This window comes from Cyanobacterium sp. HL-69 (assembly GCA_002813895.1).
Taxonomy (GTDB): domain Bacteria; phylum Cyanobacteriota; class Cyanobacteriia; order Cyanobacteriales; family Cyanobacteriaceae; genus Cyanobacterium.
Genome location: CP024912.1, coordinates 1679426 through 1693811 on the forward strand (window position 1 = coordinate 1679426; position 14386 = coordinate 1693811).

The window sequence follows — 14386 nt, forward strand, 5'->3', positions numbered from 1 at the left end:
TCAATCACCTAACACCCATTATCCATTGCCCATTTTCCCACCTCCCCAGACGACTTGTTTAACACCTCCAAAGTAGTTAATAATAGGAGATTAGGTTATTAGAAAAAATTTATATTTTAAACAATGCGTATCTCTTTCAAGTGGTTACAAGAATTAGTCGATATTAATATTTCCCCCGAAGAATTAGCTAAAACCCTCACCATTGCAGGTTTTGAAGTTGAAGACATAGAAGATAGACGCACTTGGGCTGATGGGGTGGTTGTCGGTAAAGTGTTAGAGTGCGATCGCCACCCAAACGCTGATAAACTAAGTTTATGTCAAATCGACATTGGCGAAGAAACCCCCTCCCAAATCGTCTGCGGTGCGCCCAACATAAGAAAAGATATATATGTGGCGATCGCCACCCTTGGTACATATTTACCCAACGTAGATTTAAAAATCAAACCAGCCAAACTCAGAGGAGTAGAAAGTAAAGGTATGGTTTGCTCATTAGCTGAATTAGGATTAAGCAAAGAAAGCGAAGGTATCAAAATCCTTGAAGGAGACTTAACCCTAGGGCAAGACGTGCGCCCCCTATTGGGGTTAGATGATGTCATCCTCGACATTACCGCCACCGCCAACCGTGCCGATGCCCTCAGTATGGTAGGTATCGCCAGAGAAGTAGCCGCCCTCACAGGAGGAGAATTAAAACTGCCCACCACCGAAACTACCACTTCCATTAATCAGACAGATAACCTCACCCTCGATATTCAAGAAACCTCCGCCTGTCCAGCCTATATTGGTACAGTCATAGAAAACGTTAAAATTGCCCCTTCCCCCCAATGGTTGCAATGGAGATTAGAAGCATCGGGAGTGCGCCCCATCAATAACGTAGTTGACGTAACCAACTATATACTATTGGAATGGGGGCAACCCTTACACGCCTTTGACAGGGAAAAACTAACCCAAATTACCAACAGCCAAACCTTAAATATTGGGGTGCGCTTTGCCCAAGAAAACGAAACCCTCACCACCCTTGACGGACAAAAAAGACAACTCAAAGAGCAAAACCTACTCATCACCGCCAACAATCATCCCATCGCCCTAGCAGGAGTCATTGGAGGCGAAGAAAGCGAAGTAGATGACAATACCCAAAATATTATCCTAGAAGCAGCCCTTTTCGAACCTGTGCCAATCCGCAGAAGTGCCAGAAGTCAATCCATCCGCACTGAAGCCTCCACCCGTTATGAAAGGGGAGTTAACCAAGTACAACTAGAAAAAGCCCTTCACCACGCCGTAACCCTTATTACTGAGTTAGCCCAAGGTAATCCTACCGCCCAAGCTACTGCTGATAATCGTCGAGGAGACTTTACCAACACCATCCAACTCAGACTTGAGCGTTTACACCAAGTATTAGGAAAAGTCATTGACGGGGAAGGTTTAACCGACGTTGCGCCCCAAGACGTGGAAAGAATTTTAACCGACTTAGGTTGTCAGTTGAAAGTAGAAATAGAAAAACCCTTAACATGGCTTGTTACCGTGCCACCTTACCGATACCGTGACTTGGAAAGGGAAATCGATTTAATTGAAGAAGTCGCAAGGTTATATGGTTATGATCGTTTTACCGATACCTTACCCCCTCAATCTCAAGTGGGTTATTTATCCTCAGAGGTGACAATTCAGCGCCAAATTAGCTCCGCATTAAGGGGTTTAGGCTTAACAGAATTGGTGCAATATTCCCTCGTCAGCCCCGAAAAAGCCCAAATCAAAATCGCCAATCCTCTTTTTAGTGAATATTCCGCCCTCCGTAGCAACCTCATGGACGGCTTAATCAATGCCTTTGAATACAATCTTGCCCAAGGAAATGGTTATTTAAACGCCTTTGAAATTGGACGAGTTTTTTGGCTTGAAAATGATAATCGGTGTGAAGGGGACGCTCTCGGAGGCATCCTCGGTGGTGATTTATATAGGGATGGTATTTGGGTAAATAGTGGCAAACCGAAACCCCTATCATGGTACGAAGCCAAGGGAATTTTAGACAGTTTATTTAACAGCCTCAAAGCCCCCATCACCTATCAAGCGGAATCTGATGATGAGCGTTTGCACCCTGGGCGCACCGCTGGTTTATGGTTACATAAAACTAAAATTGGGGTATTTGGGCAACTTCATCCTCAACTAAGGCAGGACAAAGATTTACCTGATAGTGTTTATGTTTTTGAGTTAAAACTTGCTCCTTTGATGGACTATATTAGCCAACGATATTTACAAGTGCCTACTTTTAAGGCTTATTCTACTTATCCTAGTGTGGAGCGTGATTTGGCCTTCTTTGCCCCTATGGATTTAACGGTGGCAGAAATTACCAACGCTATGCGCAAGGCAGGGGGTAAAACTCTGGTGGATGTGAAGTTGTTTGATGAGTATAGGGGGGAAAGTGTGGAGGAAGGTAAGCGCAGTTTGGCGTTTAGTCTGGTTTATAAGTCTCCTGATGGTACTTTGAAGGATAGTGATGTTGATCCTATTCATAACAAGGTTAGAGATAAGTTAGCGAAGCAATTCCCTGTGGAGTTACGCAGTTAGTTTTCTTTTTACTAAGGAAAGTAGTTGGTTTCGTTACTTTAACTTTCTCAAAAATTTTTAAGGTGGGTAATGCCCACCCTACTAATTATTCATTATTGAAAATGGTTTTTTGTCTCCCCAATGGAAAGTTGAGGAGGCTTTTTTTATGGTTTATTCAACTTCTAAACCGAAAATACGATCAACGGCTTTTTCTACTTTGTAGCCAGAATCAATGGATTCTAAGGGATCTTTACGTAAACGATGGCGCAGACATAGGGGCATTACACGGCGGATGTCATCTACAGTTACTTCGGTACGTCCTTCAAAAGCGGCGATCGCCTTTGCTGCCCTATTAGTAACAATGTCTCCCCGTAAACCATCTACATCTAATTCAGAACAAATTTCCGATACTTTTACTCTGATTTCATAATCGATGGTGAGTTGGGGTAACAGATTTTGAGCATCAACTAACTTTTGTTGTAAAGCCTTTTGATCATCATCATACTTCGCCAAGAAACCTTGAGGATCTTGATCAAATTCCCCTCTTTGTTCTACAATTTGTACACGAAGGTCTGGATCTTTTACAGTACGAATTTCAGCGTGCATCCCAAAACGATCTAACAATTGAGGACGTAATTCTCCTTCTTCGGGGTTTCCAGAACCAACCAACACAAAACGGGCGGGGTGACGGATAGAAATACCTTCTCTTTCCACGGTATTCCAACCACTGGCGGCGGAGTCAAGGAGTACGTCCACTAAGTGATCATCAAGTAAGTTTACCTCATCCACGTAGAGGATACCACGGTTAGCCTTAGCCAAAAGTCCTGGTTCAAAGGCTTTTACCCCTTCAGAAAGGGCTTTTTCGATGTCGATAGTACCACACACACGATCTTCGGTAGCCCCCAAGGGTAAGTCAATCATAGGCACTTTTTTCTGAACAGTATCAATTTGTTGATTTTGTTCTAATTTTTCTCTCAACTCCTCTCCCATCATTTCCATGTCTTCAGGATCTGAGTTAAAGGGATCTCCTGCTACCACAGCAATTTCGGGTAAAAGGTCGGCTAATGCCCTGATAGTGGTGGATTTGCCTGTGCCGCGATCGCCCATAATCATGACCCCACCAATTTTAGGATCGATAACATTGAGCAACAAAGCCAATTTCATCTGCTCTTGTCCGACAATGGCAGTAAAAGGAAATACTAATCTACGATTTTTTTTAGGGGGTGCTTGTAAGGTGGTTGTCATAGGTTATTAAATTTTATTATTGAGATACTCTAATTTTTATGTATGTAATTTAAGGATAACCTTTCTATGGTATGTGTTTGTTAGATCCGAGTCAAGAATTAATTACCTCTTAGAATTCAAATCTTAAATCTTAAGTATCATATTTGTGGAGAATACATAAATATACCTTAGAATTTGGCTACCAATTAAGTTGTGCTGACTAAATCTTAGGGGCTTAAACTGTTGTTGAAAAATACTATTATCAATTATTCACTCTCAATTATCAATTACTTAAACTGCTCTTAACGTTAAATAAACTAAGATCCTGACATAATAAAGTTTGACTAATACAAACTAATAAAAAATACCATGTTAGAACCAGGAGATCTCGCCAATCTTTTTTTTGAACACTTAGAAGTTAAAATCATTCCCGCAGGGAGCGTCATTTTTAACGTAGAAGATAAAGGCTCGGTAATGTATGCCCTTTTGAAAGGCGAAGTAAATTTAATAGTCCATGACAAAGTAGTGGAAACCATTTTTGAACATGATGTTTTTGGACAGGGGGCATTGGTACAACCTGAGCATACTAGGGCTTCCACGGCTGTAGCCCATACTGAATGTCAAATTGCCGAGTTAGATAGAGAAAAATTTGTCTTTCTGGTACAAGAAACTCCTTTCTTTGCCCTAGAAGTAATTCGCAGTCTTTCCACTCGTCTGCGTAAAATAAAAGGTGAAGTTTAGGTTTTAGTTATGAAAATATTAGTTCTCAATGCAGGTTCCAGTAGTCAAAAAAGTTGTCTTTATGAAATCCAACCCCATACAGATTTATCGACTCCCCTAGAACCTCTTTGGGAGGCTAGTATTGATTGGACGGTAAATGATGAATATGGGTTATTAAAGGTTTTTGCTAATAATCAAAAGCGCAAAATTGACCTACCTTTAGATAATAAGGGGGAAAGTATTTTGATTATGCTCGAAACCATTACCCACGGACATACCAAGGTTTTGTCCAGTCTTGAAGAAATTGATATTATCGGTCATCGCATCGTCCATGGGGGACGAAACTATTCTCAGTCTTGTGTCATTACCCCAGAGGTGGAACAAGCCATTCAAGATTTAATACCCCTTGCCCCTAATCATCACCCTGCCCACCTAGAGGGCATAAGGGCGATCGCCCGTACCCTCCCCAAAACTCCCCAAGTGGCGGTATTTGACACGGCTTTCCATAGTAAAATTCCCCCTGAAGCAAAAGTTTATCCAATCCCCTATGAATTGTACGAAAAGGGCATCCAGCGTTATGGTTTCCATGGTATCTCCCATGAGTATGTAAGCCAACGAGCGGCCAAAATTTTGGATAAACCATTGGAGGATTTAAGAATTATCTCCTGTCACCTTGGCAATGGTTCATCTATTACTGCTATCAAAAATGGACACAGTATCGACACGAGCATGGGTTTTACTCCCCTTGAGGGTTTGATGATGGGTACCCGTTGCGGTTCTATTGATCCTGCTATTCTTCTTCATCTTATGGATGAATATGGTTATGATAAAGAGCAATTAAATCAGTTACTCAATAAGGAATCGGGGTTATTGGGGGTTTCTCAAGTGTCCGCTGATGTTCGTAGTATTATCAGTGCGATCGCCAATGGCAACCATCAAGCTCAATTAGCCCTTGATATATTCGTGCATCGGGTACAATCGGTTATCGGCTCTATGATTCCTAGTCTTGGGGGTTTAGATGTTCTGGTATTTACCGCAGGAATTGGGGAAAATTCCCCTTTAGTGCGTGAGCAAGTGTGCGCTGGGTTTTCCTTTCTCAATCTTCAGTTAGACCTTGAGCAAAATAATCTTAAGTGTCTTGATCACAATATCGCCTCTGCTGATTCCTCCGTGGCTGTGGTGGTGGTTAAAACCCAAGAGGACTGGGCGATCGCCCTTCAAACTCTTCCTTTTTCCCCCTCATAAATATTAAAAAATGTTACAAAAATCGACTTTTTTCTTGACTTTTGCCCCCAGAAAGGAGATGATGAGAATGTCTTTACAATAATGGAAATCTGTCTGTTTATATTTGAAAATGCCAGTATTCCCATTATACAATAAGCATACCACAAACCCTGCCCCATAAACAACTCCAACCCCTTTTTTTGATAAAACTTTACACATTGATTATTCATTAAATTAATCAATTTGCCGAACAACCGTTAGAGCAGAATAACTAACTCCAGCGGTGCCTTCCCCCGGGTAAACACAATCCCCCACCAACCAAAGGTTTTTAATGGGAGTACGGGGGGCAAAACCAAAAGGACCAAAAGTATTGATGCGTTGTCCCACACCGCCCACCATGCCGTCTTCCCGGGCAGTATATTTAGCAAAAGTTAGAGGGGTGGCTACTTCTTGATGAATGATATGCTCAGGGCTGAGGTTAAAATATTCCCCTAAACGAGCGATCGCCTTTTGGGTGTATTCTTGTTTTAATTGGTCATAATCAACCTTATTTTTATTCCACCATAGGGCAGTATCCGTAAAAGAAGAAGCGATAATGGTGCGTTTACCCTGGGGCGCTCGTCCATCGTTAGGTTTACTCACCGACACAAACAAAGAATTCATCTCGCCAATTTCGCCCTCATAGTCATACAGAAATTGTAAATGGGGAGGACAATTTTCGGGAATAGCAGATTCATTTACCCCCAAATAAATAACAAAAGCCCCAGAAGCAGGTTCTAGTTTTTCTACTCTTTTACCATAGCCAGAAGGTAAATTTTCGGTCATTTTTACAAGGTTATTTACTGTCAAATTTCCCACTACATGATCAGCATTTTCTGTGAAGATTTCTCCTTTTTTCTTATGCTTAATAGTTACCCCTTTTACTTGACCATTTTCTGTGTGAATTTTTTCCACAAAATAGCCCATTTTTAACTCACCACCATATTTTTTGAGGGCAGTTACAAGGCGATCGCTCAGAACCTGCATACTACCATCTAAATGATATAATCCTTGGGGTTCTTGGGACACAGAAAGGGCCGTGGCAGCATATAATAGAGCCGTTTCCTCCATACCTACCTGAGAATATAACTTAAGTTGTAAATCAAGGAAAGTTTTTAGCCGGCGATCGCCCTTTAAACCCAATAAATCAAGAACATTAGCCACCGTCATAAAAGTAAAAGGAACCGTAATAAAAGTATCCCATCTCAAAGCCTTAATAAGCTGAGAAAAATCCCATAAACTGCGAGGAGGTAACACAGGATCTCTACCTTGAAAACGCCAACTAGCATCAAACAAAACCTTAAATAAAGACCAAAATCTTTCACTATCAGGAAACTGCTTATTTCTCTCTTCCTGCCATTTTTGAGGATTTCTCCACACCATAATCGGCTCCTTTTCATCAGGTAAAAAAACCGCACAGGCAGGATCACAAACCGTCATCGAAGGTAACTCCACATCCAACTCCCGAAAAATACGCTCATGGATACCCCCCTTCTCCAATCCAGCCACCTGAGTTGCCCCCACATCAAAAGTAAAACCCCGACGCTTAAAAGTAGAAGCACACCCGCCTGGCACAATAGCCTGATCATAAATCGTCACATCATAACCCCTTTTAGCCAACAAAGCCCCAGCCGTTAAACCTCCAATTCCCGCCCCAATGACCACAACTTTTTTCACAACTTAACCTTTATGCCATAACTTACTTAACATTTCTTAATCTTTATTATAAACCTTCTCATATTAATAAAAAATAAACACAGAACACTTTTTCTCAAACAAAAACCCTCAAACTCCATCAAAGCCACTCCCAGAGGCTTTAACCCCAAAAGCCTTTCCAAATTCTGATAACATCTTAAAGTAAACGACTAACGATGAGATAAAATAGACCCAAATAGCACTTATAGCAACGCACTATGTTTAAATTTCTCAAACAAGTAACCGATTACGCCAAAGGAAGTGTTGAAGCCGCCAAATATATCGGGCAAGGATTCGCCGTAACCTTCGACCACATGAAAAGGCGCCCCGTCACCGTACAATATCCCTATGAAAAACTAATCCCCTCCGAAAGATATAGAGGTAGAATTCACTTTGAATTTGATAAATGTATCGCCTGTGAAGTGTGTGTAAGGGTTTGCCCCATCAACCTTCCCGTAGTAGATTGGGAATTTAACAAAGAAGTCAAGAAAAAAGAATTAAAACACTACAGCATCGACTTCGGTGTGTGTATTTTCTGCGGTAACTGCGTGGAATATTGCCCCACCAACTGCCTATCCATGACCGAAGAATATGAACTAGCCGCCTATGATCGTCATGACTTAAACTATGATAACGTAGCCCTTGGACGTTTACCCACCAAAGTAACAGAAGATCCTATGGTAACACCTCTCAGAGAATTAGGATACCTTCCCAAAGGAGTAACCGAACCCCACGACTTACCCAAAAAAAAGTAAAAAATAGATAACATCCAGATAAAATTTGACCAACATCCATAAAAAAAAGGAGTAATAAAAAACAGTGGAAATATCACAAGGAGTTCAGTTTGTAACCTTTGCTATCCTTGGGGTAATGATGATAGCATCAGCCCTAGGAGTAGTTTTACTAGAAAATATCGTTTACTCTGCCTTCCTACTCGGGGGAGTATTTATTAGCATTTCAGGATTATATCTACTCCTCAACGCAGACTTTGTCGCCGCTGCCCAAATTCTGATTTATGTAGGGGCTATTAACGTCTTGATTCTTTTTGCCATCATGTTGGTAAACAAAACCGAAAACTTTGCTGAAATCAAAGGTAGATGGATTCGTAAAGTATCCACTGCGGCAGTTTGTGCAGGGCTTTTTGGCTTACTCAGCACCATGATTTTATCCACCTCTTGGAATATATCAACAATTTCTGCTTCCGTCATCGAAAACACTACCATTGAGCTAGGAAAGCACCTTTTTAGTGATTTCTTACTTCCCTTTGAAATTGCGTCAGTATTACTACTCATCGCCATGGTAGGTGCCATTATCCTTGCTAGAAGAGACTTTATCCCCTCCGCTACCAAAACAGGTGACGGTTTTACCACTTCTTTAACCCTTCCTGAGCAACCCAGAGAATTAGTTTCTGCCGACGATAAATAAAATTATAAGCACCAATCAACGATTATGGAATTACAATTACAATATTTTTTATTATTAGCCGCCGCCTTGTTTTGTCTTGGTATCTACGGTTTAATTACTAGCCGTAATGCCGTTAGGGTATTAATGTCCATTGAATTATTACTCAACTCCGTTAACATCAATTTGATGGGTTTTTCTAATTATTTAGATCCTGATAATATTAGAGGTCAAATATTTACTATCTTTGTGCTTACCATTGCAGCAGCAGAAGCCGCTGTGGGTTTGGCAATTATTTTGGCTATTTACCGCAACCGTGACACCATTGACATGGAAAAATTCAATTTACTTAAATGGTAAATATTCGTTGACACAATAGTTATATTGAATGTCATTATTATGGTGGGCATTGCCCACCTTCACTATTATCACAGAATGATTTTTAAAGAATTAATCTTAGAGAATTTTGGTCCTTATCAAGGCAAAAATATTATTAATCTTACCCCTGACACTGAGCAAAATGGCGCTTCAATAATTTTGATTGGTGGTATGAATGGGGGAGGAAAGACAACCATAATTGATAGTATTAAATTAGCTTTGTATGGACGTAGGGCAGAATGTTCTACTCGTAAAAATTTGAGTTATAACGATTTTTTATTAGAGTCCATTAATCGTGGGGCAAACATAACTGAGGTAACCAGAGTTGAGTTAACTTTTGAACATTTTATTAATGAGCAATGGATTGAGTTAAAAATTATTCGTCATTGGCAAAGTAATGTTAGGGATGGAAAGGATAATTTAATCATTATTGAAGGAGAATTTCCTGACCTCAATTTGACGGAAAATTGGGATGAATATATAGAGGATATTTTACCGTTAGGGATTTCTAATTTGTTTCTTTTTGATGGCGAACAAGTGAAGGAATTAGCAGAGCAAGATATTCCTAATCCTTCGGTAGTAGATGCCATGAGAGCTTTATTGGGCTTAGAATTAGCAGATAAATTAGCCAATGATTTACAAATTTTAGTTAGCCGTAAAAGAAAGAGTTTAGAAAGTACGAAAGAACAAAAAGAGTTATTAAATATTGAAGAGGAGTTAAAATTTTTAGAAAAGGATAAAAAAAGTGTTTTACAAGAATTAAAAATAGCTGAAAAGGAGTTAAAAACGGCTTCAAAAAATTATCGATTAGCTTCTGAGAGTCTTCGGACTGAGGGAGGAAAAATAGCTGAGAAAAAATATGAACTTAAGCAGAAAATTGATTCTTTATCTCAAGAAATAGAAATAATTAGAGAACAATTAAGTAATGTTTTTACTCAATATTTACCTTTGGGATTAATTAAATCTCATTTAAATTCTGTAAGGGTTCAATTAGCACAAGAGGTGAGGGTTAGTAAAATTCAAAATTCCTATGATATTCTCAGAAAAAAAGATCAAAAGTTATTGGAGTTTTTAACTACTTTATCTATTGATGATATTAATTATCAAAAAATAAATGGTTTTTTAGAGTCACAAAATGATAGTTTGGGGCAGGAAATCAATAATATTGATGTTTATTTAAATGGACAGGAAAAGGAGTTAAATTATTTAGATAATATTCTTAGTTATTCTTTGCCAAGGGAAGAAGAGAAGGCGAAAGAATATGTTGAAAAGTTAACAATGTTGGAGGAAGAATTAATTAATGTTGAGGTGATGGCTCTTAATGTGGAAGTATCTAAAGACTATCAAAGATTGGAGAAGGATTATCAACAAAAAGAGCAAAGGGTAGTGGAGTGTAAGGCGGAGGTGACAAGGTTACAAAAAACTTTGGAATCCATGGAGCGAGATATACAGTCTAAGTTGAAAAAGTTGGGAAAATATAGCGATCGCACCATAGAAGATTTACAGGCAGATCATTTATTAAATGCGATGCCAAAGGTAGAAAAGACCTTAATGCTTTTTAAGGAAAAACTTACTCTTAGGAAGTTAAACAAGTTAGAAAATGAAGTAACCAGTTGTTTTCGTTATCTTTTACATAAGTCTAATTTCGTCGGTAAAATAATTATTAATACTGACAATTTTGTACTTAATTTGTATGATAATTTAGGTAATTTAATTACTAAAAATAGATTATCAGCTGGAGAAAAACAGCTATTGGCGATCGCCCTTTTATGGGGATTAGCAAGGGTATCAGGCAGACAACTGCCCATCGTCATCGATACCCCCCTCGGCAGACTAGATTCCTCTCACCGCCATAATTTGCTAGAGCGTTATTTTCCTACCGCTTCCCATCAAGTAATTTTACTCTCTACCGATACCGAAATCGGCGAAGCAGAATTAGAGCAACTGCATCAGCAAAATGTCATTGCAAAAGAATATTTACTAGACTACAATTCAGCAAAAAATCAAACTACTATAAAATCAGGCTATTTTTGTTAAATAGGAGTAAAACTATTTACTACTTTTAAACATTGCACCACGGATATGAGCAATATCGTATGTTACCAATTATCAACTTCTTGTCAATTCCCTTGTAAATGCTAAAGTATAATAAATCGTTAAAAACAAGAATTAAACTGATATAGTTTAAATCACATTAATTAGTCAGCGCCCCCAGGGCAAATAGCGAGAATCACAACTGGAGAAAAAATCAACAATGGGAAGAGTCGTTGGTATAGACTTAGGTACAACAAACTCGGTAGTAGCTGTAATGGAAGGTGGCAAACCGTTAGTAATTCCTAATTCTGAAGGTAGCCGCACTACTCCTTCTGTGGTGGGATTTAATAAGGATGGAGAGTTGGTGGTAGGGCAGATGGCTAGGCGCCAAGCGGTTTTAAACCCCCAAAATACCTATTATGGTATCAAGCGTTTTATGGGGCGTAAATATGGAGAATTAACAGAGCAATCAAAACGGGTACCCTATACCATTCGCCGTGATGAGGTTGATAATATCAAAATTCGTTGTCCCCGTATAAAGAAAGAATTTGCCCCAGAGGAAGTTTCGGCGATGATTTTGCGTAAATTAGCACAGGAGGCAGAAAGATATTTAGGGGAGGAAGTAACGGGCGCTGTAATTACTGTACCTGCTTATTTTAATGATGCCCAACGTCAAGCCACAAAAGACGCTGGAAAGATTGCGGGATTGGATGTATTAAGGATTGTAAACGAGCCTACGGCGGCATCTCTGGCCTATGGTTTGGAGAAAAAAGGTAGTGAAAAGATACTGGTTTTTGACTTGGGGGGTGGTACTTTTGATGTTTCTATCCTTGAAGTGGGGGATGGGGTTTTGGAAGTCCGTGCCACCAGCGGTGATACTCAGTTGGGGGGTAATGATTTTGATAATAAGATTGTTAATTACCTTGCAGAGCGGTTTTTGGAGGAGGAAGGAGTTGATTTAAGGCGCGATCGCACTTCACTCCAGAGATTAACAGAAGCCGCTGAAAAAGCCAAAATTGAACTATCAGGGGTAAGTAACACCGAGATTAATTTACCCTTTATCACCGCCACCGAAGATGGCCCCAAACATATCGAAACTAACCTCAGCAGAGCCAAATTTGAAGAGATTTGCGGAGAATTAGTATCCCGTTTACGGCGCCCCATCCAACGAGCCTTAAAAGACGCAGGATTAAGCCCTATTCAAATCGATGAAGTAGTATTAGTAGGAGGCTCAACCCGTATTCCCTTGGTACAAGAATTAGTACGGAGCTTTATCGACATCGAACCTAACCAAAATGTTAACCCTGATGAGGTTGTAGCCGTTGGAGCAGCCGTTCAAGCAGGAATTTTGGGCGGAGAAGTCAAAGATATATTACTCCTTGATGTAACTCCCTTATCCATCGGTGTGGAAACCATTGGAGGAGTAACCAAAAAACTATTACCCCGTAACACCACCATCCCCGTAAGACGTTCCGATGTTTTTTCCACCTCAGAAAATAACCAAACCTCTGTGGAAATTCATGTGGTGCAAGGGGAAAGGGAAATGGCAGAAGATAACAAATCCCTTGGACGTTTTAAACTGACGGGGATTCCCCCAGCCCCTCGGGGAGTACCTCAAATACAAGTCGCCTTTGACATTGACGCTAACGGTATCCTGCAAGTTATGGCAAGGGATAAAACCACAGGTAGAGAGCAAAGCGTAGTAATTCAAGGGGCTTCCACCCTTTCTCAGGTGGAAGTTACCACCATGATGCAAGAAGCGGAAGCCTTTGCCAGAGAAGATAGAGAAAGACGGGAAAGAGTCGAAAAACGTAATCGAGCCAAGGCTTTGACCGATCAAGCCCAGAGAAGGTTACGGGAAGTTACCCTCGATTTTGGCAGTCAGTTTACTAGCCCCTATCGTCGGGATGTGGAGTCTTTATGTCGGGAAATTTTGGATAGTTTAGAACAAAATGACGATCGCAAATTAGACCGTACCCAAGCGGACTTACAAGATGTATTATATGAGTTAAACCGAGAGGTAAGACTGCAATACAATGACGAAGAGGAAGGCTTCTTTGAATCCATCAAGAAAACCTTTATCGGTGATGATGAGGACGAATTATATAATCCTCGAGATTCCAGAAATATTTATCGTCAAACTGATTCTACCCTTTATGGTGGCAGAATGTCCTCTGGTTATGACCGTGGTTATGGTGGTAACAGTGTTAATGACTATGATTATGGGGCAGGGCTTTCCTCTCCTCCCAGTCGTCGCCCTCCTTCACGCCCCGCACCTCCTCCTAGCCGAAGGGGAGGATATGATGATTATCCCGAAGATAGAAATTATCGCACCAATCGCAAACGTGACATCCCCTACGAGAATGACTGGGATGATGATGAATGGTTTTAAATAATTGATAATGGATAATTGATAATGGATAATGAAAGACTAGGGGAATGGGGAATAGTGAAAATTTGTTTTTAATTGCTTATTCTCTTTTCCTTGATTTCAAAGATATTAAAAAAAACTATGGCATATTATTGGTACAAAGCGTTTCATATTATTGGGATTGTAGTTTGGTTTGCTGGACTATTTTATATAGTGCGTTTGTTTGTTTACCATGCAGAAGCGAGGCAAGAAAGCGAACCGGCGCAAACTATTTTGACAAAGCAGTATGAGATAATGGAGAAGCGTCTCTACAACATTATTACTACCCCTGGGATGATTTTAACGGTAGCCATGGCAGTGGGGTTGATTTCCACTGAGCCAGAGGTGTTAAAATCGGGATGGTTACACGCTAAATTTTTGTTTGTGGGCTTACTCCTCATCTACCATTTTTGGTGTGGGCGTATCATGAGAAAGTTGGAAAAGAATGAAAATTCTTGGACGGGGCAACAATTTCGAGCTTTTAATGAAGCACCCACAATTCTTTTATTAGTTATTGTTTTATTAGCTATATTTAAAAATAATTTACCCCTTGATTTAACTACATGGTTAGTGGCAGGTTTGGTAATTTTAATGGCGGCAAGTATTCAATTATATGCAAAAAAACGTCGTCAAAATAAAGAAAAATTAGCCCAAGAATTGGCTCAGGAAAATTAGATTTTATTAGGGTGATTTGTTTCTTTTATTATTTAATATAAAGTGCAATCG

Annotated in this window: 11 protein-coding genes; 9 read left to right on the forward strand and 2 right to left on the reverse strand. The window is 39.9% G+C overall.

What is annotated here, in order from left to right; genetic code table 11:
- Positions 1–123: 123 nt before the first annotated feature.
- A complete protein-coding gene (gene pheT / locus AA637_RS07705) occupies positions 124–2556 on the forward strand; it encodes a phenylalanine--tRNA ligase subunit beta (protein WP_446682262.1) in 2433 nt (810 codons plus the stop codon).
- 150 nt (positions 2557–2706) lie between these two features.
- Here the strand turns inward: pheT and bchI are convergent, their stop codons facing one another.
- Entirely contained in the window at positions 2707–3780 is a 1074-nt protein-coding gene (gene bchI, locus AA637_RS07710) for a magnesium chelatase ATPase subunit I (RefSeq protein ID WP_446682263.1), read from the reverse strand.
- Between the two features lie 348 nt (positions 3781–4128).
- Between bchI and AA637_RS07715 the strand changes: the two genes are divergently transcribed.
- The gene (locus AA637_RS07715; protein ID WP_446682264.1) at positions 4129–4500 is read left to right on the forward strand and encodes a cyclic nucleotide-binding domain-containing protein; all 372 of its coding nucleotides are present in this window, start codon (positions 4129–4131) and stop codon (positions 4498–4500) included.
- Positions 4501–4509: 9 nt separating this feature from the next.
- Entirely contained in the window at positions 4510–5724 is a 1215-nt protein-coding gene (locus AA637_RS07720; RefSeq protein WP_446682265.1) for an acetate kinase, read from the forward strand.
- Between the two features lie 213 nt (positions 5725–5937).
- Here the strand turns inward: AA637_RS07720 and crtD are convergent, their stop codons facing one another.
- The gene (gene crtD / locus AA637_RS07725) at positions 5938–7419 is read right to left on the reverse strand and encodes a C-3',4' desaturase CrtD (protein WP_446682266.1); all 1482 of its coding nucleotides are present in this window, start codon (positions 7417–7419) and stop codon (positions 5938–5940) included.
- A gap of 236 nt (positions 7420–7655) precedes the next feature.
- On the opposite strand from crtD, the gene ndhI reads away from it, so the two are divergent.
- The 6 genes from ndhI (at position 7656) to hemJ (ending at position 14335) form a co-directional block, all read left to right on the forward strand.
- Entirely contained in the window at positions 7656–8192 is a 537-nt protein-coding gene (ndhI, locus tag AA637_RS07730; RefSeq protein ID WP_446682267.1) for an NAD(P)H-quinone oxidoreductase subunit I, read from the forward strand.
- 64 nt (positions 8193–8256) lie between these two features.
- A complete protein-coding gene (locus AA637_RS07735) occupies positions 8257–8862 on the forward strand; it encodes an NADH-quinone oxidoreductase subunit J (protein ID WP_446682268.1) in 606 nt (201 codons plus the stop codon).
- A gap of 24 nt (positions 8863–8886) precedes the next feature.
- Positions 8887–9198, forward strand: a complete 312-nt coding sequence (gene nuoK, locus AA637_RS07740) for an NADH-quinone oxidoreductase subunit NuoK (RefSeq protein ID WP_446682269.1) — start codon at positions 8887–8889, stop codon at positions 9196–9198.
- Positions 9199–9273: 75 nt separating this feature from the next.
- Positions 9274–11253: a DNA sulfur modification protein DndD gene (gene dndD / locus AA637_RS07745; protein ID WP_446684551.1), complete on the forward strand. Its 1980-nt coding sequence runs from the start codon at positions 9274–9276 to the stop codon at positions 11251–11253.
- Between the two features lie 217 nt (positions 11254–11470).
- Positions 11471–13642 carry a molecular chaperone DnaK gene (dnaK, locus tag AA637_RS07750; RefSeq protein ID WP_446682270.1) on the forward strand — a complete coding sequence of 724 codons (2172 nt, stop codon included), beginning with the start codon at positions 11471–11473 and terminating at the stop codon, positions 13640–13642.
- Between the two features lie 120 nt (positions 13643–13762).
- Positions 13763–14335, forward strand: a complete 573-nt coding sequence (gene hemJ / locus AA637_RS07755) for a protoporphyrinogen oxidase HemJ (protein WP_446682271.1) — start codon at positions 13763–13765, stop codon at positions 14333–14335.
- The last annotated feature ends 51 nt before the right edge of the window (positions 14336–14386 follow it).